Origin of the sequence: Pseudomonas rhodesiae, assembly GCF_007858255.1 — a bacterium.
Classification (GTDB): Bacteria; Pseudomonadota; Gammaproteobacteria; order Pseudomonadales; family Pseudomonadaceae; genus Aquipseudomonas; species Aquipseudomonas rhodesiae.
The window spans coordinates 77,723-96,890 of sequence record NZ_VFEU01000005.1 but is presented as its reverse complement, the minus strand read 5'-3'; the positions used below and the strand labels follow the sequence as shown (position 1 = coordinate 96,890).

Below are 19,168 nucleotides of genomic sequence, written 5' to 3'. Positions count from 1 at the left end.
AGAGGGCTTGCCCCCGATCGCGACGTGTCAGCCAACGTATCTGTGGCTGATTCGCCGCTATCGGGGGCAAGCCCCCTCCCACAGTTTTAACGGTAGTGTGTCAGTGTGAACGGATTATGCCAGGTGTTCGGGTTTGACCGGATCGCCCGATTTCACATCCAGCTGCTGCCGCACATCCTCGAACATCAGGTCGTACTGTTTGTGCATCGAGCCGTTCAATACCGCGACCTTGGGCATGCCGTATTTCTGCGCGATATTCATCGCATGACGGGCAAAGTCGAATGCCTGGTCCTTGGGCAGGAAAAACGTCTCCTTGAGTTGATTGCCCTGTACCGAGCCATGGATCGTGAACTGCATGCCCTTGCCTTCCTTCGGGTCCTGCTCAACCTGATAGTCGATACAGAGGTTGTAGCTGTAGTCGCCCTTGTTCAGCGCATGCCGCTCGATATGCAAGTGACCGGATTCAAAGGTGGCCATAGGCGAATCTCCTCTACTTCACAGATAGGTGATGCCAGGTGTTGCCGTGCTGATGCGTGTGCCGGCGGTGCCCTGGACGATCGCTTCGATGTCCGAGAGTGAACCGATCACGGCGGTTTTGCCAGTGCGGCGGGCGAACTCGCAGGCGGCCTGAACCTTGGGCCCCATGGAGCCGGCGGCGAAGCCGAGTTTTTCCATGTCGTCGGGATGGGCCTGGCCGATGGCCTTTTGCGTGGGCTTGCCATAGTCGATGAAGGCCGCGTTGACGTCGGTGGCAATCACCAACAAGTCGGCGTCCAGTTGCGAGGCCAGCAGCGACGAGCACAGGTCTTTGTCGATCACGGCTTCAATGCCCTTGAGCTTGCCGTCTTCGCCGTACATTGTTGGGATGCCGCCGCCGCCAGCGCAGATCACGATGGCGCTTTTTTCCAGCAGCCACTTGATCGGGCGAATTTCAAAGATGCGTTTGGGCAGTGGGCTTGCGACCACGCGGCGGTATTTATCGCCGTCCGGGGCAATCGTCCAGCCTTTTTCAGCGGCGAGTTTTTCCGCTTCTTCCTTGGAATACACCGGGCCGATGGGCTTGGTGGGGTGCTTGAACGCTGGGTCGTTGGCGTCCACTTCCACTTGGGTGAGCAAGGTGGCGAACGGCACTTCAAAGTCCAGCAGGTTGCCCAGTTCCTGTTCGATGATGTAGCCGATCATGCCTTCGGTCTCGGCGCCCAGCACGTCCAGCGGGTAGGGCGAGACGCTGGTGTAGGCCGCCGCCTGCAATGACAACAGGCCGACCTGCGGACCATTGCCGTGGGCGATTACCAGTTCGTTGCCAGGGTGGATCTTGGCGATCTGTTCGGTGGCGATGCGGATGTTGGCGCGTTGGTTGTCCGCGGTCATGGGTTCACCACGGCGGAGCAGGGCGTTGCCGCCCAGGGCTACGACGATGCGCATAAAGAATGTCCTTCTAGAGTTCGATGATGCGAACACAGGACCAAATGTGGGAGGGGCCAAGCCCCTCCACACTTAACCCGTGTAGCCTTTAGATATCCGCCAGCGCCGATACCAGAATCGCCTTGATGGTGTGCATGCGGTTTTCCGCCTGCTCAAAGGCAATGTTGGCCGGCGACTCGAACACCTCTTCGGTCACCTCCACACCATTGGCCAGGTTCGGGTAGCGCGCGGCGATATCTTTGCCGACCTTGGTTTCGCTGTTGTGGAACGCCGGCAGGCAGTGCATGAACTTCACCCGAGGGTTGCCCGAGGCTTTCATCATCTGTGCGTTGACCTGGTACGGCAGCAGTTGCTCGATGCGCTCATCCCATGCCTCCACCGGTTCGCCCATGGATACCCAGATATCGGTGTGGATGAAGTCCACGCCTTTCACGGCTTCTTTAGGGTCTTCGGTGATGGTAATGCGAGCGCCACTTTCTTCAGCGAAAGCCTGGCACTGCTTGATGAAATCTTCGTGCGGCCACAAGGCCTTCGGTGCGCCGATGCGCACATCCATGCCGAGCTTGGCGCCGATCATCAGCAACGAGTTGCCCATGTTGTAACGCGCGTCGCCCAGGTAGGCATAGCTGATGTCATGCAGCGGTTTGTCGCTGTGTTCGCGCATGGTCAGGGTGTCGGCGATCATCTGGGTAGGGTGGAACTCGGCGGTAAGGCCGTTGAATACCGGCACGCCAGCGAACTTGGCCAGCTCTTCGACGATTTCCTGTTCGAAGCCACGGTACTCAATGGCGTCGAACATGCGGCCGAGCACGCGCGCGGTGTCTTTCATGCTTTCTTTGTGGCCGATCTGCGACGAGACCGGGTCGATGTAGGTGACGTGGGCGCCCTGGTCATGGGCCGCCACTTCGAACGCGCAGCGGGTACGGGTGGAGGTTTTTTCGAAAATCAGCGCAATGTTCTTGCCTTGCAGGTGCGGACGCTCGGTGCCGGTGTACTTGGCGCGTTTGAGGTCGCGGGACAGGTCCAGCAAGTAATGCAACTCACGGGTGGTGTGGTGCATCAGCGACAGCAGACTGCGGTTGCGCATATTGAAAGCCATGATGGATCTCCTTCTGTTTAGGTTATCCCCATGGCCGACGCCTTATGAGCGGCGGCCATGGCTTGAAAATTAGTAGTCGATTGGGTCGCGGATGATCGGGCAGGTCATGCAGTGGCCGCCGCCACGGCCGCGGCCCAGTTCACCGGCGCTGATGGTGATGACTTCCACGCCGGCCTTGCGCAGCAGGGTGTTGGTGTAGGTATTGCGGTCGTAGCCGATCACCACGCCCGGCTCCACGGCCACCACGTTGTTGCCGTCGTCCCACTGCTCGCGCTCGGCGGCGAAGCTGTTGCCGCCGGTCTCGACCACGCGCAGGGCCTTGAGGTTGAGCGCCGCGGCCACGGTGTCGACGAAGTTGGTTGTTTCCCGTTGGATATCGATGCCGTGGGGCTTGCTCTCGTCGGGGCGCAGGGTAAACGGCACGATCTGGTTGACCACTTCGGGGAAAATGGTGACCAGGTCGCGGTCGCAGAAGCTGAACACGGTGTCCAGGTGCATTGCGGCGCGGGACTTCGGCAGGCCGGCCACGATCACCCGCTCCACCGCTTTGTTTTTGAACAGGTTGCGCGCCAGTTGGCCGATGGCCTGGTGGGACGAACGCTCGCCCATGCCGATCAACACCACGCCGTTGCCGATTGGCATCACGTCACCGCCTTCCAACGTGGCGGCGCCGTGTTCCTGGTCGGGGTCGCCGTACCAGATCTGGAAGTCGGCGTTGGTGAACTCGGGATGGAATTTGTAGATGGCGCTGGTCAGCAAGGTTTCCTGGCGTCGCGCCGGCCAGTACATCGGGTTGAGCGTCACGCCGCCGTAGATCCAGCAAGTGGTGTCGCGGGTGAACTGGGTGTTGGGCAACGGCGGCAGAATGAAGCTGGAATGGCCGAGGAAGTCGCGGAACATCTCGATGGTTCGGCCGCCGAAACTGCTTGGCAGGTCATCGGCGGACACGCCGCCGATCAGGAATTCGGCGATCTTGCGCGGCTCCAGGCTGCGCAGCCAGGAATTGACCTCTTCGACCAGGCCCAGGCCCACCGTGTTGGCGGTGATTTTGCGCGCCAGGATCCAGTCCAGCGCTTCGGGCATCGCGACGATATCGGTCAGCAGGTTGTGCATTTCCAGCACATCAATGTCCCGCTCGCGCATCTTGGTGACGAAATCGAAATGGTCGCGCTTGGCCTGGGCCACCCACAGCACGTCGTCGAACAGCAGTTCATCGCAGTTGTTGGGGGTCAGCCGCTGGTGGGCCAAACCTGGGGAGCACACCATGACTTTGCGCAGTTTGCCGGCTTCGGAGTGGACGCCGTACTTCACTTTTTCCGTGGTCATTTCAGATCCTCCAGTGGGACACAATTACAAGGTCAGGAAGCCGTCGTAGAGTCCATAGGCCGCCACCAGGGCGCCAATGACTACCGCGGCGAAAATCAGCTTCTCGACGTTGGTGAAAATCGGTTTGCCCAGTTCATGCTTGGCCTTGGCGAACAGAATCGCGCCGGGTGCATAGAGCAGGGCGGACAGCAGCAGGTATTTGGTGCCGCCGGCGTAGAGCAGCCAGATCGCGTAGATCAGCGCGATGGCACCGATAAACAGGTCTTTCTTGCGCTCGGCCAGGGCGGTTTCGTAAGTCTCGCCGCGCACCGCCAGCAGCACGGCATAAGCGGCCGACCACAGGTAGGGCACCAGAATCATCGAGGTGGCGAGGTAGATCAGCGACAGGTAAGTACTGGCCGAGAACAAAGTGATGATCAAGAACAGTTGCACCATCGCGTTGGTCAGCCACAGGGCGTTGGCCGGTACGTGGTTGGCGTTTTCCTTGCGCAGGAACTCCGGCATGGTGTGGTCCTTGGCGGCGGCGAACATGATCTCCGCACACAGCAGCACCCACGACAGCAAGGCCCCCAACAGCGAGATGATCAAGCCGACACTGATCAACACCGCGCCCCAGTGGCCCACCACGTGCTCCAGCACGGCAGCCATCGATGGGTTCTGCAACTTGGCCAGTTCCGGTTGGGTCATGATGCCCAGGGACAACACGTTGACCAGCATCAGGAACAGCAGCACGGTGATAAACCCGATCACTGTGGCCTTGCCCACATCGGTGCGTTTTTCCGCACGGGCCGAGAAGATGCTTGCGCCTTCGATGCCGATGAACACCCATACGGTGACCAGCATCATATTGCGCACTTGGTTCATCACGCTGCCCAGGTCCGGGTTTTTCACGCCCCAGATGTCAGCGGTGAAGATGTCCAGCTTGAACGCGAACAGGGCGATCAGCACGAACAACACCAGCGGCACCACTTTGGCGACGGTTGTCACCAGGTTGATGAACGCCGCTTCCTTGATCCCGCGCAGCACCAGAAAGTGCACGGCCCACAACAGCACCGAGGCGCCGATTACCGCAGCCGGGGTGTTGCCTTCGCCAAAGATTGGAAAGAAGTAACCGAGGGTGCTGAACAGCAGCACGAAGTAACCGACGTTGCCCAGCCAGGCACTGATCCAATAACCCCAGGCTGAGGAGAAACCCATGTAGTCGCCGAAACCGGCCTTGGCGTAGGCGTACACACCGCCGTCGAGGTCGGGCTTGCGGTTGGCCAGGGTCTGGAACACGAACGCGAGGGTCAGCATGCCGATGGCCGTAATGACCCAACCGATCAATACCGCACCGACATCGGCGCTGGCGGCCATGTTTTGCGGTAGTGAGAAAATGCCGCCGCCGATCATCGAGCCGACGACAAGTGCAACCAGAGCGCCTAATCGAAGTTTTCCGGGAGATTCAGACATTGCATAACTCCAATGCAGGAGAAGAGAGACCACAGAATAATTCCGTGTGCTAATCAAACAGCTGACTCAGATCACTTCATTGGCACATTCCATTGTGAATTAATGACTTAAAGGCAAACCGATAAACCTTGGTTTGCCCCGCAAAAGCGCTTTCTAGAGCGCTTTGTTCGTGTGGTTAATCATTTGTTGCAATATATGAACGTTTGAAGCTAGACGGGATTCCTGAATGTGCAAACTTTTTCAGAGCCGCCTGCGAACTAACCAGCAATACCTGGTGTGGCCAGTCGTATTTAAATTCTAAATAAGCCTAAACTCTATTAACTGTCATGCCTTTGCGTTATGAGCATCGCGGTTAAATTACGCTCGGTAATAAGCGTTACACTCGAGCGATTAAATAAGTTGAGTGCACAGTTGTTGGCTCAAGTGGTTACAGTCAGGAGTACTCATGTCTCAAACAACCCAGAAGCTTCGCCTCAGTGGCCTGATCGCTTTGGTGGTGGGGTCTATGATCGGTGGGGGGATTTTCTCGTTGCCCCAGAACATGGCCGCACGCGCCGAAGTCGGCGCCGTATTGATCGGTTGGGCGATCACTGCCGTAGGCATGCTGACTCTGGCCTTTGTGTTCCAGACCCTGGCCAACCGCAAACCCGAGTTGGATTCCGGGGTGTATGCCTACGCCAAGGCCGGCTTCGGCGACTACATGGGCTTCTCATCGGCCTGGGGTTACTGGATCAGTGCGTGGCTGGGCAACGTCGGTTACTTCGTGCTGCTGTTCAGCACCCTCGGTTACTTTTTCCCGGTCTTTGGCCAGGGCAATACCCCGGTGGCCATCGGCTGTGCCTCATTGTTGCTGTGGGCTGTGCACTTTCTGGTGCTGCGTGGGATCAAGGAGGCGGCGTTTATCAACCAGATCACCACCGTCGCGAAAATCGTACCGCTGCTGATGTTTATCGTGATTGCCGCCGTGGCATTCAAGGCCGACGTGTTCACCCGGGATATCTGGGGCCTGGGCAACCCGCAGATCGGCGGGGTGGTGGAGCAGGTGCGCAACATGATGCTGGTCACCGTGTTTGTGTTTATTGGCATCGAAGGCGCCAGCGTGTATTCAGCGCGGGCCGAGAAGCGCTCTGACGTCGGCCGGGCCACGGTGATCGGCTTTCTCGGCGTGTTGGCGTTGCTGGTGCTGGTGAATGTGTTGTCCTTGGGGGTCATGAGCCGGCCGGAGTTGGCGGGGCTGCAAAACCCGTCGCTGGCCGGCGTACTGGAGCGTATCGTCGGGCCGTGGGGGGCGCTGTTGATCAGCGTCGGGCTGGCGGTGTCGCTGCTCGGTGCGTTGCTGTCGTGGGCTTTGTTGTGCGCGGAGATTCTCTACGCCACCGCCCATGACAAGACCATGCCAGCCTTCCTCAAAAAGGAAAACGCCAACCAGGTGCCGGTCAACGCGCTGTGGCTGACCAATCTGATGATCCAGGCGTTCCTGGTGATCACCCTGTTTTCCCACAGCACCTACACCAAGCTGATCTACTTGGCGTCTTCAATGATTCTGGTGCCTTACCTGTGGTCGGCGGCGTATGCGGTGTTGTTGAGCGGGCGCGGCGAGACCTACGAAGGCGCCCACCGTCAGCGTCTCAAAGACTTGCTTATCGGCCTGGTCGCCCTCGGCTACGCGGTGTGGCTGCTGTACGCCGGCGGGTTGAAGTACTTGCTCTTATCGGCGCTGCTGTATGCGCCGGGTGTGATCCTGTTCGCCCTGGCCAAGCGCGAACAGGGCCTGCCGTTGTTCACCCATGTGGAAAAAGGCATTTTCAGCTGCGTGATTGCCGGCGCGGGGCTGGCAGCCTATGGGTTATACAGCGGGGTACTGTCGTTGTGACAGTGAGGAGCGCGGCGCAGCCCTTATCGGCATCTCGACAAGGGCAGACGATCACCACTGTGGCCGATGTGAACCCAGTTCTCCGGCCGGCAGATCCCACTGCAACGGTGTGCCGTTGATACTGACGGGGGGCAGCAGCCGATGCGCCGGGCCCCAGGCGGTTTGTTCGACCAGCAACCCTTGATCGTCAGGCTCCTCTGGCCTCAGCGCCGGTTGTTGCGGCGCCTGCCCGGCGTCTACCAACAGTTTCGCCGTGCGCGCCAGGGACAAGCGCGCCGATCCACCCCGGCCGGACTTCAAGCGTTCGCTCAAGGCTTGTAGCGCGCTGGCGGCCATCAGGTAACCGGTGGCATGGTCCAGCGCCTGCAAGGGAAGCGGCACCGGTTTGTCGGCCTGCTGCCAGGCCATGCCCGCCTCGGCGATGCCGCTGCTCATTTGCACCAGGCTGTCGAACCCTCTGCGGTTGCGCCATGGGCCGCTCCAGCCGTAGGCATTGAGGCTGACGTCGATCAGACCGGGGGCGATGCGTTGCAAGCCCTCGGCGTTATAGCCCAAGTGTTCAAGGGCGTCGGCGCGATAACCGTGGAACAGAAGGTCGGCGTCCTTGAGCAAGGCTTCGAACCGCTGCCGGCCTTCCCGGGTTTTCAAATCCAGCCGCGCGCAGCGTTTGCCCAGGGTCATTTCCGGCACCACCCCCGGCTCGTCCCAGGTCGGCGAGTCGATGCGCAGCACATCCGCGCCCAGCCCGGCCAGAAAACGACTGGCCACGGGGCCAGCCAGCACGCGGGTCAGGTCCAGCACCCTGAGCCCGGCCAGTGGCCGTGCCACCGAGCCAGTCCAGGGTTTGTTGACGGTGGTTGTGAAGGTCTGGCGCTGCACGAGGGCCTCGGCATTCACTGCCAGGCCTTGGGGATGTTGCTGCCAGGCCGGCCAAGCACGCATCTGCGCGGCACAACCGCCGGCCTCCACAACCGCCTGTTCCAGGTCGGCGGCCTTCCACGCCGTGACTTTGTTGGCCATCTCGGTGCGATCACGGACTTTACCCAGCACCTGCTCGGCGGCGGCGCGGTGATGGGGGGCGTTGGTGTGCAGGCGAATCCAACCGTCGGCGCTGGCGTAGTCGCCGGCCACCGGGTCCCACAGCGGCGGCACTTGCCAGCCCAGCGGGCGGATCGAGGAGGAGAACCACCAGGACGCCAAACGTCGGTCCACGCTGACGGCGGGCAAGCGTTCGGTCTGTTGCCGGATCAGCTCAGCCACGGCCTGGCCGGCGGCGCCGATGCTTGCGCAGGCCAGATCGGTCACGGCAAAGGCCGAGGGCAGGGCGCCGGCAGCCGTCAGGGGCAGCGGTGTTTGCGGCAGATCGAGTGCGGCTTGGATGGGAGTCAGCAGATCAGTCATCAAAAGCCCTCCTTTTTGAGAAGGGCCACTATAGAAGATCAGCCGCCGGGAGTGACAACCCCAGGTTGCAACGGCAGGTCGAGGCTGGCGATAAAGCCGCCACTTGGATGGTTGGCCAGGCTTAGGCTGCCGCCGTGGCGTTCCGCTGCGCGCCGGGCAATCGCCAGGCCCAGGCCGTGACCTTGGGCGGTCTGGCCCGGCGCGCGGTAAAACGGCTCGCCCAGTTGGCTCAAGTGTTCGGCATCGACGCCGGGGCCGTGGTCGCGCACGCTGATCACAATGCGTTCACCCTGACGTTGGGCTTGCAACTCGATGGGCTGGTCCGTTGGGTTGAAGCGCTGGGCATTGCGCAACAGGTTATCCACCGCCCGTTCGATCATGGTCGGCCAGCCCTTGAGGTGCAGGTCGGTGTCGGCGCTCAGGTTCACCACTTGGTCCGGCGCGCTGAGTTGTGCATCTTTTTGCAAGGTTTTGAGCAAGGGCTTGAGGTCCACCTCCTCAGCGCTGGCGTTGTCGGCGTCAACGCGGGCCAGTACCAAGATCTCGCTGATCAGCGCCTCCAGACGGTCGCATTCGCGGGTCAGGCGTGGCCAGAGTCGTTCCCGTTCATCGGGGCTGGCGCGTTCGGCCAGGGCTAGAGCGATGCGCAGACGCGCCAGGGGCGAGCGCAGTTCGTGGGACACGTCGCGCAGCAACTGGCGCTGGCTGCCGATCAAGCTTTGCAGGCGGGCGCCCATGCGGTTGAAGTCGGTAGCCAGTACGCCGAACTCGTCACGCCGATTGGCCAGGCGCGCCAGACTGTTCTGCTGGTAGGTGGCCTGGCCCAGGTCATGCACTGCGCCGCGCAGGCGGCTGAGCGGGCGGGTGATGGACAAGGTGACGAACAGGCTGAACAGCGTCAGCACCACCAGGGCGATAGCCAGCGCGCTCAAGGGCCAGGCCAGGCTGCTGCGGTGCCAGGCATCGAGTTCCGGATGGGGGATGCGATAGATCAGCAGGTAGGTGTCGCCGGTTTTTTCGCTGGTGTATTCGGCGGTCAGCCGGCGCCAGGGCAGGTGGCTGTCCTTGTTGTCGTTCTGGCGCGCTTCGAACGCGGCCGCACGGCGTGGGAAGGTGCCGCGCACCACAGGTTCACCGCTTTCATTCAGCACTTGGACGTCAATGTGGTACTGACGCTTGCGCTGTTGCAGCAAGTCTTGAGCCGCGTCCTCGCCCTGGGCTTCGTAGAGTTGGGTCCACTCTTGAGCCAGGTTACTCAGGCCGGGATGGCGACTCAGAATCCACGCATCTTGATTGAGCATATGCCCCAGCAGGATCGACAAGCCGGCAACCAGGGCGATGGCTAGCCAGAAACTTGCCAGGATTCGCCAGAACAATGAACGCACAGGACACCCTCAAACAGGAAAAGCCCAGTGGCTTTGGCCACTGGGCTGGGGGATTAACGCGGACGCATTATTGCGCTTTTTGCGGCTGTTGGGCTTTCCACGCCTGGAACTGCTGCCACTCGGCACGACGCTCGGCTTGCTTCTTGACGATCTCGTCGTACTTCTTCTGCTGGTCCGGCTTAAGTACTGCGCGGATATCCGCCTGGGTTTTCTGGCGGCCGGCGGCGATTTCATCCTGCATGGCTTTCTGCTCGGCAGGCGGCAGTTTGTCCAGGTACTTTTTGACCAGATCCTTGCGAGCGTGCCATTGGTCGCCCATCAGTTTGCCGATCTGCTCGCGCTGTTCTTTGCTCAGGTCCAGTTGGCTGAACGGGCCGCCTTTGCCGCGCGGACCGTGTTCGCCGTGACCTGGGCCACCCATCATATGGCCTTCAGGGCCGCCCATTGGGCCTGGGGTCGGGCCTTCTGGCATGGCCATGGCGACGGTGGGCAGGGCTGCGGCGAACATCAAAGCGATAAGGGTCTTGCGCATGGTGATTCTCCTGTCTCTATTCCGGTGAGTCCGGATGTGAGTAGGTTACGGAGATCAAGGTCAGCGGCGGTCAGGTGTGAGTAAAGCTTCGGTAAAGAGGGTTTTGTCCGGCGCTGACAAAACCCGGCAGCCAGGTCAGAGGCTGTAGTAATAGCCACGACTACGCAGCGCCACGATCCGGGGCCGGCCATCGGGGTGGGGGCCGATCTTTTTGCGCAGGTTGCTGACGTGCATATCCAAGCTACGGTCGTATAGGGTCAGCTTGCGACCCAGGGCGATCTGCGCCAGTTCCTGTTTGTCCAACGGCTCGCCGGGCTGGCGCAGCAGGGCTTCGAGCAGGCGGCTTTCGGAGACGGTAAGGGTAAATTCCTGTTCATCGATGCTGACCACGCCGCGCACCGGGCTGAAACACAGATCTCCCAGTTCGAGCTGGGTCGACACGGCCGTCGGGTGACTACGGCGCAGCACGGCGCGCAGGCGTGCGGTCAATTCCCGAGGATCGCAAGGTTTGGCCAGGTAATCGTCAGCGCCCAGCTCCAGGCCGAGGATGCGATCCAGCGGTTCGCCGCGCGCCGAGAGCATCAGCACGGGCAATTCCGGGTGGTCGGTGCGTAACTGCTTGAGTAACTCCAGGCCGCTACCGTCGGGCAGCATCACGTCCAGCACCACGGCGGCGGGGGCGCTGTCGGCCAAGGCCTTGCGCGCACTCAGGCCATCGTGACAGGCACGCACCTGGAAACCTTCCTGGCTCAACCAACTGGTCAGCAGCTCGCAGAGCTCCTGGTCATCATCTATCAGTAACAGCTCGCTCATGACTCACTCAATTTAGCCATTGTCGACGGCGACGGTGCCCCCCGCTGGCGAAGATCCCACACAACAGGGCAATCAAAGCAACGGCGCCACCGGTGACGAACCACTGCTGTTGCTCAGTCAGCCATCGGGTCAAGCCGCCGCCCTGTGCGTCTTTGAGTTGCTGGGCCAGGCGTTGGTTCTCTTGGCGAAGGCGACTCAATTGGGCGCTCTCACGGGTCGCATCCGCGCTTTGCAGTTGCTTGCTCAGTTCTTCACGTTGCCGTTCGCTGTCTTTCAAGCGTTGCTGCAACTCGGTGATCTGGGCGCCGGCACTCAAGGACAGGGGCGTGGAGCTGCCGGTGTTCGAGGGTTCTTCAGCGTGGGCCGTAGCCCCGATCATTAACACTGCCAACAGACACAACTGACGTAAGCGCATCGGAACTCCTGATTCCACACGAATATTCAGAAGGTTGTCGGCAGGTTACCGGGAATAATGAGCCATTAGGAGTGTGCCGAACGCAATAGGTTCGGCACGCCTGCGGATTAAGGCAGGACTTGCTTGAACGGTTTGATCACCACGTTGGCGTAGACGCCTGCTGCCACGTACGGATCGGCGTCGGCCCAGGCTTTGGCGTCAGCCAGGGATGGAAATTCGGCGACGATCAGGCTGCCGGTGAAACCAGCCTCGCCCGGGTCATCGCTCTCGACGGCAGGGTGCGGGCCGGCCAGCACGATGCGGCCTTCGGCCTGCAGCTGCTTGAGGCGTTCGACGTGCGCCGGGCGCACGGACATGCGCTTATCCAGGGAGTGGGCAACATCGGTGGCAATGATGGCGTAGAGCATGTCAGTCCTCGGTCTTCGGCGTGGTGGGGTCGGTGTCATGCAGGTGGCGCGACAGGTAGATGCCTTGGCCGATCAGGAACAACACGGTCATGCCCAGGCTGCCGAACACTTTGAAGTCGACCCAGTAGTCTTGAAAGGTAAAGGCCACAAACAGGTTGGCAGCGCCGCAGAACAGGAAAAACGCGATCCACGCCACGTTCAAGCGGGTCCAGACCGGCTCCGGCAAAGTCAGCGCATGGCCCATGATCCGCTTGATCAACAGGCGATCACCGATGAAATGGCTACCGATGAACGCCAGGGCGAACAGCCAGTTCACCACCGGGGCTTTCCATTTAAGGAAGGTTTCGCTGTGGAAGGCCAGGGTCAGGCTGCCGAAGACCAGGCACGCGACCAGGGTCAGCCATTGGCTTTTTTCCAGTTTGCGCTGGGAGATGAAGAGGGCGCCATAGACCACGATAGAGCTGATGATCAGCACTGCGGTGGCGCTGTAGATGCCTCCGACGGTCAGCTCATGGCCGGCGATATCGATGACCCTGGGGTCGAGTTTGTAAACGATGAAAAACAGCAACAGCGGGATGAAGTCGATGAATTGTTTCACAGTAAGAGCCAGAAGCTGGATGTGTCGGCATAATAACAAACATCCTTGGTAGCGAAAGCGCCAGCTGACTTGAGGTTACAACCCCCCGTGAATGTTGATTTGCACTGCCACAGCACAGCCTCCGACGGCGCCCTGGCGCCCGCGGCACTGGTTGCGCGAGCGTTTGAACACGGCGTGCGAGTCCTGGCGTTGACCGACCACGACACCCTCGAAGGCCTGGACGAAGCCCGCGCGGCGGCCCAGGCGCTGGGCATGCAGCTGGTCAACGGTGTGGAGTTGTCCTGCACCTGGGGCGGCGCCACTATTCATGTACTGGGCTACGGTTTCGACCAGAATGCTGCGCCGCTGGTCCGGGCCATCGCCGATTTGCACGATGGGCGTTGGCTGCGGTCCGAAGAAATAAGCCGCAAGCTTGGCCTTAAAGGCATGCCCAACGCCCTCGAGGGTGCGCGGGCCATCCAGCAGGAGCTGGGCGACAGCGGCAACGCGCCGGCCCGTCCGCATTTTGCCGACTGGATGGTGCGCCAAGGGTTCGTGCGGGACCGTGCCGAAGCCTTTCGCAAATGGCTGGGCGCCGGCAAGCTGGGTGACGTCAAGCAACACTGGCCGAGCCTGGAGGACACCGTCGAGACCCTGCGGGCCTCCGGGGCCTGGGTCAGCCTGGCGCATCCCTGGCATTACGATTTCACCCGCAGCAAACGTCGCAAGCTGATCGGCGACTATATTGGAGCGGGAGGCCACGCTATCGAAGTGGTCAACGGGCATCAACCCGCCGAGCAGGTTGGCAGTCTGGCGATTCTTGCCCGCGAATTTGGTCTGCTGGTCAGTGCCGGCAGTGACTTTCATGGCCCAGGCGGCTGGTCCGAGATCGGCGAGTATCGTCCGGTCCCGGAGGATTTGCCGCTCTTGTGGGGGCGATTCAAGCATGACCCCATTATTGCCACCGTCTGAACAGGTAGAGCACGTGAGTCAATTCTTCCAGATTCATCCGGAAAACCCCCAGCCACGCCTGATTAAACAGGCCGTGGAGATTATTCGCGCCGGCGGCGTGGTGATCTACCCCACCGATTCGTCCTACGCCATCGGTTGTCAGATCGGCGATAAAGGCGCGGTCGAACGGGTCAGACGTTTGCGTCAGTTGGACGACAAACACAACTTTGCGCTGATCTGCAGCGACCTGTCCCAATTGGGGCTGTTCGCCAAGGTCGATACCGGCACCTTCCGCCTGCTCAAGGCCCACACACCGGGGCCTTACACCTTTATTCTCAACGCCACCCGCGAAGTGCCGCGCCTGCTGCTGCACCCCAAGAAGCGCACCATCGGCCTGCGCGTGCCGGAGCATCCGATTGCCCTGGCGCTGTTGGCCGAGCTGGGTGAGCCCCTGATGAGTGTGTCGCTGATCATGCCCGGCGAGACCGAGCCGCTGGAAGATCCGTACGAGATGCGTCAGCTCTTGGAAAAACAGGTGGACCTGATCATCGACGGCGGTTTCGGCGGCGCCAAGGCGTCCACCGTGATCAATCTGGCCGATGGCGAGCCGGAAGTGATCCGCGTCGGTTGCGGCGACCCCGCGCCCTTTATGGCCGAGGCCTGAATGTCGGCTGTGGAATCCGTCGATCCCCAGGCAGGCGCCCAGCAGGAACTGCCGTTCGCCATGGTCTACGGCCAGGCGGTCATGGAAATGCCGCTGGACCTGTACATCCCGCCGGATGCGCTGGAAGTGTTCCTGGAAGCGTTCGAAGGCCCGCTGGACTTGTTGCTGTACCTGATCCGCAAACAGAACATCAATATCCTCGACATCCCCGTGGCGGAAATCACCCGCCAGTACATGGGCTATGTCGAGCTGATGCAGTCGGTGCGTCTGGAGCTGGCCGCCGAGTATCTGGTGATGGCGGCCATGCTCGCCGAGATCAAATCGCGCATGCTGTTGCCGCGCTCGGAGACGGTGGAGGCCGAAGAGGATGACCCGCGCGCCGAACTGATCCGACGCCTGCAGGAGTACGAGCGCTTCAAGGCCGCCGCCGAGGGCATCGACGGCTTGAGCCGCGTCGGTCGTGATGTGGTGGTGCCCAAGCTCGACGCCCCCGAGGCCCGCGCGCGCAAGTTGCTGCCGGACGTGAGCCTGGAAGAATTGCTGATGTCCATGGCCGAGGTGCTGCGCCGGGGCGATATGTTTGAAAGCCACCAGGTCAGCCGCGAAGCGCTGTCCACCCGCGAGCGCATGAGCGATGTGCTGGAGCGCCTCAAGGGTGGCGGGTTTGTGCCGTTTGTCGAGCTGTTCACCGCCGAAGAAGGGCGCCTGGGTGTGGTGGTGACGTTTATGGCGATCCTCGAACTGGTCAAGGAATCCTTGGTCGAGCTGGTCCAGAATGAGCCTTTTGCGGCTATCCACGTGCGGGCGCGAGCCGAATAAAGAGCTGACACCATGAATCTGACTGAACCTCGCGAACTGGCCCCCTTGCTGGAGGCTTTTCTTTTGGCCTCGGGCAAGCCGCAGTCCCTGGAGCGCTTGTTCGAACTGTTTGAAGAGGCCGAGCGTCCCGAGCCGCCGGTGTTCAAGAAGGCCCTGGAGATCCTGCGTAAATCCTGCGACGGCCGTGCCTTTGAACTGCGCGAAGTAGCTTCGGGTTATCGCTTGCAGATCCGTGAGAAATTTTCCCCTTGGGTGGGGCGTTTGTGGGAAGAACGTCCGCAGCGCTATTCGCGGGCGATGCTGGAGACCATGGCATTGATTGCCTATCGCCAGCCGATCACCCGGGGCGAGATCGAGGATGTGCGGGGCGTGGCGGTCAACAGCCATATCGTCAAGACGCTGCTGGAGCGTGAGTGGATCCGCATCGTCGGCTACCGCGACGTGCCGGGCAAACCGGCGATGTTCGCCACCACCAAAGTGTTCCTCGACCACTTCAACCTGAAAAACCTCGACGACCTGCCGCCGCTCGCCGAATTGCGCGAAATGGAGGCCGAACCGGTACTCGATTTCGACGACGCGCCGGTTCCGGCGGGGTTGCAGGAACTGGCGGACGCCAGCGCCGAGCCGGAGGAGCCGAAGGACGAGACCAGTTTCCACACCTTGTTGCTGGAACTGGACGACATGGAGCAGGGCATCAAGACCGACTTCGATGACTTGCTGCGCGATGGTGAGGCCGAGCCCGAAGCCCAGGCGAGCGTGGAGGTCGAACCTGAACCTGAGGACGATATCCTCGGCGTGGCCGAAGCCCGCGAAAAACTCCTGGCCGCCGTCGCCGCCCTCGAACAACCGCCCTTGAGCGACGAAGAAGACGAAGCCCGGGCCCTGGCCGAAGCCATCGAGAACGAACGCCGCCAGTTCGAAGACTGACGCAGTCCAATGTAGGAAGGGGCTTGCCCCCTTCCACAAGGGTTCAGCGGTGCTTTGGGCATCACCGGTCGGCGGAAAAATCAATGACCTGGCGCTTATCGACTACTCTCTGATGCGCAACGCGCGCCATGCGCGTATGATTCGCGACCCTTTGCCGAGCTATTCGGCCAAAGCCCCGCTTTCAACACTCTTCAGGCCACGCCTGAATCGACCCACCGGGAGGTGCTTAAGATGAACGATAAAGACCAGAACGACAGCCAGGAAATCGGCCCAGCAGGCGAAAAGCTGCAAAAGGTGCTGGCGCGTATCGGCGTGGGCTCGCGCCGCGACGTCGAAGCCTGGATCACCCAGAAGCGCATCAAGGTCAATGGCGTGGAAGCCACCCTTGGCCAGCGCGTCGATCTGCATGATGCAATCACCATCGATGGCAAGGTCATCAAGCGCGAAGAGGCCGCCGAATCGGTGCGCCGCGTGATCATGTACAACAAGCCTGATGGCGAGATCTGCACCCGTGACGACCCGGAAGGCCGTCCGACCGTGTTCGACAAGATGCCTAAGCCGAAAGAAGGCCGCTGGATCAATATCGGTCGTCTCGACATCAACACCACCGGCCTGCTGATGTTCACCACTGACGGCGAGCTGGCCAACCGTCTGATGCACCCGTCCTACGAGATGGACCGCGAATACGCCGTGCGTGTACGTGGCGAAGTCGACGACGAGATGATCGAACGCCTCAAGGCCGGTGTGGTGCTGGAAGACGGCCCCGCCAAGTTCACCGACATCAAGCAGGCACCGGGTGGCGAAGGCTTCAACCACTGGTACCACTGCGTGGTGATGGAAGGCCGTAACCGCGAAGTGCGCCGTCTGTGGGAATCCCAGGGCCTGGTGGTCAGCCGCCTCAAGCGCGTGCGTTTCGGCCCGGTGTTCCTGAATTCCGACTTGCCGATGGGGCGCTGGCGCGAAATGAGCCAGTACGAAGTCGACATCCTCAGTGCCGAAGTGGGCCTGACCCCGGTGGCGATGCCGCAGATGAACGCCAAGAGCAAAGACAAGCTTGAGCGGATGCAGCGTAAATCGTCGCGCCCGGTAGCCCGTACCGAACGCGTTGCGCGCACCCTGCGCCCGGCCCTGAATGCACCGGCGACTGGCGGGCGCATCTCCCGCGAACCGCACATCGAAGGCGAGCGTCGCCCGACCGCGCCGTCGCGTCAGGAAGGCGAACGTGCGCCACGCGCTCCGCGACCTGCACCGGCCGGGGGCCGCAGCAACCGCGGTGAAGCCGATCGCCCGGCCGACAGCGCCAGCACCAAGCGCCCAGCCAAGCCGGCGGCGAACAAACGCCCTGGCCCGAAACTGGTCGCGGACGAGCCATCGGGCAAGCGCCGTGGCGCTCCAGCCGGTTCCGGTCAGCGTCCAGGGTTTGGTCGCAAGAAGCCTTAAGAACAGTGGTAAGTTTTTAGCTGCAAGCTGTAAGAAAAAGCGCTAACCCTCACAGGCTGGCGCTTTTTTCTTGAGGCTTGCGACTTGTAGCTTGTAGCTTGTAGCTTGTAGCTCGCGACTCGCGACTTGTAGCTGGCGCTAGAACGCAAACCTGCCATCGAACACCGGCTTGTCATCCAACGCCAATACCCCACTGGAAAAGATCAAGTCCAGGTGATGACTGCCTTTCTGCCCGCCACCCAAGCCTAGATGCAGACCGCAATGGCGCTCCTCGAAGCCAGCATTGCGTGCGTATAAATCCTTGACCCCTTCATTGGTGCCGATGCCGAGTTCCTCCACACGGCGGTTGGACGGGTTGGCGTTGAGGTATTTGTTGAAGTCATCGGCCAGCCCCGGCACGTCGCTGGCCACGCTGCAGATGGTCGAATTCTCGATCCACAGCTCCAGCGGTGATTGCAGCACGCCGTATTTACGCGCGAAGGGGATGGTGCTGAGGAAGGTGCCGACAAACCGCACCTGACCATTGATCGCTTCGCTGTGGGTGGCGATCTCGCCGGGAGCCAGGTCGTGGTTGCCGACGCCGTTGATATTCGTCCACTTCTTGATACTGCTCAGGGGCGCCTGGAGGCGTGAGCCGTGCTTGTCGGTGAAGCTCAGCACCGTGGCCTGGCCCATGCGCCGGATCAGCGTGGCGTTGAGGTCGGCGATGCGTTGTGGCTCGACGCTGAACGTATCGTAGAAATAGTCGCCGTAATCCTTGAACAGCAGGGACTTCTTCCAGTGTTCGGCCATCACCGCTTGCAGGGCGCGGATAAAGTCCGGGCCTTCGGCGCTTGGGTTGGGCAGCGTGGAGGAATCGTAGAGGAACAGGTACAGGTCGCAGGCTTCGATGGCCTGAGCCATGGCATCGCTGGCGGTCAGATCCAGGCGCTGCACTTGGAAATTGAAGCGACCGGCGCTGCCTTGGGTAATGGCGCGGGCGATAGCGTCATAGCGCTCGGTATGGCCCAGTAGCACGGTCGGGCAGCTCAGGCCGTTGAGGGCCGGATGATGAGCCAGGTAGTAGAGGAAATGTTCGACGGCGCGGGCCTTGTCCATGACGGATGTCCTTGTGTGTCTTGGGTAAGGGAGCGGGTGCCGTGCACAGCACCCGCTGGATGCCTGTCGTGGGTTAGAAAGGCCACATCGCGGTGCCAAACGGCACAACGGCATCGGCTTGCATCATTTCTACGGCGGCCTCATGGGTCGGCGCTTCAAACCAATCGTCGAGTTGCAGTTCGGTTTCCAGGTCGTTTTCCAGTACTTGCATGGTGTATCTCCTAGAGGACGTTGTTTGAGAACGGCTTGCCAGCGGTCTCGCTGGGCAAGTGGGAAACCTAGGTGAGGGTGTTTCAGAATGCAAAATTTTTATTGACACGGTTTCATTTGGATTTTTTGTTCTGATTTTTCGCGAGAATTTTTTTCCGAGGAAATTCAAGACACTGGGGATGGCCATCATGAAGGAAATTTCTGAGCGTCAATTTTCCCGTGAGTTACAGCTGTAACGAGGATTTTCCGCGCTGTAACGATTAATTTACGACTTGTTCGCGGCATTATTGAGTTATTCGGCGCTGTAAGGAATGCCTGACAGATCGTCGCACGCCCGCTGCAATGGCCGCCCCA

Annotated in this window: 20 protein-coding genes; 6 read left to right on the top strand and 14 right to left on the bottom strand. The window is 61.0% G+C overall.

The genetic code is table 11. From position 1 onward, the window contains the following. Positions 1–114: 114 nt before the first annotated feature. The 5 genes from FIV35_RS09450 to arcD (FIV35_RS09430) form a co-directional block, all read right to left on the bottom strand. Positions 115–477, bottom strand: coding sequence for a DUF5064 family protein (locus tag FIV35_RS09450; RefSeq protein ID WP_034139121.1), 363 nt, complete (start codon positions 475–477; stop codon positions 115–117). Between the two features lie 18 nt (positions 478–495). Continuing rightward, positions 496–1,425: a carbamate kinase gene (gene arcC, locus FIV35_RS09445; RefSeq protein WP_034139120.1), complete on the bottom strand. Its 930-nt coding sequence runs from the start codon at positions 1,423–1,425 to the stop codon at positions 496–498. 88 nt (positions 1,426–1,513) lie between these two features. Further along, positions 1,514–2,524 (bottom strand): ornithine carbamoyltransferase, encoded by a 1,011-nt coding sequence (locus tag FIV35_RS09440; protein ID WP_034100131.1) that lies wholly within the window; start codon positions 2,522–2,524, stop codon positions 1,514–1,516. Between the two features lie 69 nt (positions 2,525–2,593). Next, a complete protein-coding gene (arcA, locus tag FIV35_RS09435; protein ID WP_034139119.1) occupies positions 2,594–3,850 on the bottom strand; it encodes an arginine deiminase in 1,257 nt (418 codons plus the stop codon). Between the two features lie 24 nt (positions 3,851–3,874). After that, complete coding sequence (gene arcD, locus FIV35_RS09430) at positions 3,875–5,302, bottom strand: arginine-ornithine antiporter (protein WP_034139118.1); 1,428 nt, start codon at positions 5,300–5,302, stop codon at positions 3,875–3,877. Positions 5,303–5,747: 445 nt separating this feature from the next. On the opposite strand from arcD (FIV35_RS09430), the gene arcD (FIV35_RS09425) reads away from it, so the two are divergent. Next, positions 5,748–7,175: an arginine-ornithine antiporter gene (gene arcD / locus FIV35_RS09425; RefSeq protein ID WP_034139117.1), complete on the top strand. Its 1,428-nt coding sequence runs from the start codon at positions 5,748–5,750 to the stop codon at positions 7,173–7,175. 51 nt (positions 7,176–7,226) lie between these two features. On the opposite strand, the gene FIV35_RS09420 is transcribed toward arcD (FIV35_RS09425), so the two are convergent. The 7 genes from FIV35_RS09420 to FIV35_RS09390 form a co-directional block, all read right to left on the bottom strand. Then, positions 7,227–8,576 (bottom strand): CoA transferase, encoded by a 1,350-nt coding sequence (locus FIV35_RS09420; RefSeq protein WP_034139116.1) that lies wholly within the window; start codon positions 8,574–8,576, stop codon positions 7,227–7,229. A 38-nt stretch (positions 8,577–8,614) separates the two neighbouring features. Further along, on the bottom strand, positions 8,615–9,961 hold the full coding sequence (locus FIV35_RS09415; RefSeq protein ID WP_034139115.1) for a sensor histidine kinase: 1,347 nt from the start codon (positions 9,959–9,961) through the stop codon (positions 8,615–8,617). A gap of 67 nt (positions 9,962–10,028) precedes the next feature. Further along, positions 10,029–10,493 carry an LTXXQ domain protein gene (locus FIV35_RS09410; protein WP_034100120.1) on the bottom strand — a complete coding sequence of 155 codons (465 nt, stop codon included), beginning with the start codon at positions 10,491–10,493 and terminating at the stop codon, positions 10,029–10,031. A 135-nt stretch (positions 10,494–10,628) separates the two neighbouring features. Beyond that, positions 10,629–11,306, bottom strand: a complete 678-nt coding sequence (locus tag FIV35_RS09405) for a response regulator transcription factor (protein ID WP_034139114.1) — start codon at positions 11,304–11,306, stop codon at positions 10,629–10,631. 7 nt (positions 11,307–11,313) lie between these two features. Then, positions 11,314–11,721, bottom strand: coding sequence for an SH3 domain-containing protein (locus tag FIV35_RS09400; protein WP_034100116.1), 408 nt, complete (start codon positions 11,719–11,721; stop codon positions 11,314–11,316). Between the two features lie 107 nt (positions 11,722–11,828). Beyond that, positions 11,829–12,128 carry a YciI family protein gene (locus FIV35_RS09395; RefSeq protein ID WP_034139113.1) on the bottom strand — a complete coding sequence of 100 codons (300 nt, stop codon included), beginning with the start codon at positions 12,126–12,128 and terminating at the stop codon, positions 11,829–11,831. Between the two features lies 1 nt (position 12,129). Beyond that, complete coding sequence (locus FIV35_RS09390; RefSeq protein ID WP_034139112.1) at positions 12,130–12,726, bottom strand: septation protein A; 597 nt, start codon at positions 12,724–12,726, stop codon at positions 12,130–12,132. An 87-nt stretch (positions 12,727–12,813) separates the two neighbouring features. On the opposite strand from FIV35_RS09390, the gene FIV35_RS09385 reads away from it, so the two are divergent. From FIV35_RS09385 to rluB, 5 genes are all read left to right on the top strand, one after another. After that, on the top strand, positions 12,814–13,677 hold the full coding sequence (locus FIV35_RS09385; protein ID WP_034100110.1) for a PHP domain-containing protein: 864 nt from the start codon (positions 12,814–12,816) through the stop codon (positions 13,675–13,677). 13 nt (positions 13,678–13,690) lie between these two features. Then, the gene (locus FIV35_RS09380) at positions 13,691–14,320 is read left to right on the top strand and encodes an L-threonylcarbamoyladenylate synthase (protein ID WP_034100108.1); all 630 of its coding nucleotides are present in this window, start codon (positions 13,691–13,693) and stop codon (positions 14,318–14,320) included. Continuing rightward, positions 14,321–15,139: a segregation and condensation protein A gene (locus FIV35_RS09375; RefSeq protein WP_034100107.1), complete on the top strand. Its 819-nt coding sequence runs from the start codon at positions 14,321–14,323 to the stop codon at positions 15,137–15,139. Between the two features lie 12 nt (positions 15,140–15,151). Continuing rightward, positions 15,152–16,066: an SMC-Scp complex subunit ScpB gene (gene scpB / locus FIV35_RS09370; RefSeq protein ID WP_034139111.1), complete on the top strand. Its 915-nt coding sequence runs from the start codon at positions 15,152–15,154 to the stop codon at positions 16,064–16,066. A 231-nt stretch (positions 16,067–16,297) separates the two neighbouring features. Beyond that, entirely contained in the window at positions 16,298–17,506 is a 1,209-nt protein-coding gene (gene rluB / locus FIV35_RS09365) for a 23S rRNA pseudouridine(2605) synthase RluB (protein ID WP_034139110.1), read from the top strand. A gap of 138 nt (positions 17,507–17,644) precedes the next feature. On the opposite strand, the gene FIV35_RS09360 is transcribed toward rluB, so the two are convergent. Together FIV35_RS09360 and FIV35_RS29570 are read right to left on the bottom strand one after the other, a co-directional pair. After that, positions 17,645–18,604: a CgnE/CgnB domain-containing protein gene (locus FIV35_RS09360; protein ID WP_034139109.1), complete on the bottom strand. Its 960-nt coding sequence runs from the start codon at positions 18,602–18,604 to the stop codon at positions 17,645–17,647. A gap of 73 nt (positions 18,605–18,677) precedes the next feature. Then, positions 18,678–18,815 carry a hypothetical protein gene (locus FIV35_RS29570; RefSeq protein ID WP_034100099.1) on the bottom strand — a complete coding sequence of 46 codons (138 nt, stop codon included), beginning with the start codon at positions 18,813–18,815 and terminating at the stop codon, positions 18,678–18,680. Positions 18,816–19,168: the final 353 nt, after the last annotated feature.

Coding starts and splice junctions, on each gene's coding strand:
- FIV35_RS09450 (WP_034139121.1), bottom strand. CDS start 477: ATGGCCACCTTTGAATCCGGTCACTTGCATATCGAGCGGCATGCGCTG.
- arcC (WP_034139120.1), bottom strand. CDS start 1,425: ATGCGCATCGTCGTAGCCCTGGGCGGCAACGCCCTGCTCCGCCGTGGT.
- FIV35_RS09440 (WP_034100131.1), bottom strand. CDS start 2,524: ATGGCTTTCAATATGCGCAACCGCAGTCTGCTGTCGCTGATGCACCAC.
- arcA (WP_034139119.1), bottom strand. CDS start 3,850: ATGACCACGGAAAAAGTGAAGTACGGCGTCCACTCCGAAGCCGGCAAA.
- arcD (WP_034139118.1), bottom strand. CDS start 5,302: ATGTCTGAATCTCCCGGAAAACTTCGATTAGGCGCTCTGGTTGCACTT.
- arcD (WP_034139117.1), top strand. CDS start 5,748: ATGTCTCAAACAACCCAGAAGCTTCGCCTCAGTGGCCTGATCGCTTTG.
- FIV35_RS09420 (WP_034139116.1), bottom strand. CDS start 8,576: ATGACTGATCTGCTGACTCCCATCCAAGCCGCACTCGATCTGCCGCAA.
- FIV35_RS09410 (WP_034100120.1), bottom strand. CDS start 10,493: ATGCGCAAGACCCTTATCGCTTTGATGTTCGCCGCAGCCCTGCCCACC.
- FIV35_RS09405 (WP_034139114.1), bottom strand. CDS start 11,306: ATGAGCGAGCTGTTACTGATAGATGATGACCAGGAGCTCTGCGAGCTG.
- FIV35_RS09400 (WP_034100116.1), bottom strand. CDS start 11,721: ATGCGCTTACGTCAGTTGTGTCTGTTGGCAGTGTTAATGATCGGGGCT.
- FIV35_RS09395 (WP_034139113.1), bottom strand. CDS start 12,128: ATGCTCTACGCCATCATTGCCACCGATGTTGCCCACTCCCTGGATAAG.
- FIV35_RS09375 (WP_034100107.1), top strand. CDS start 14,321: ATGTCGGCTGTGGAATCCGTCGATCCCCAGGCAGGCGCCCAGCAGGAA.
- scpB (WP_034139111.1), top strand. CDS start 15,152: ATGAATCTGACTGAACCTCGCGAACTGGCCCCCTTGCTGGAGGCTTTT.
- rluB (WP_034139110.1), top strand. CDS start 16,298: ATGAACGATAAAGACCAGAACGACAGCCAGGAAATCGGCCCAGCAGGC.
- FIV35_RS09360 (WP_034139109.1), bottom strand. CDS start 18,604: ATGGACAAGGCCCGCGCCGTCGAACATTTCCTCTACTACCTGGCTCAT.
- FIV35_RS29570 (WP_034100099.1), bottom strand. CDS start 18,815: ATGCAAGTACTGGAAAACGACCTGGAAACCGAACTGCAACTCGACGAT.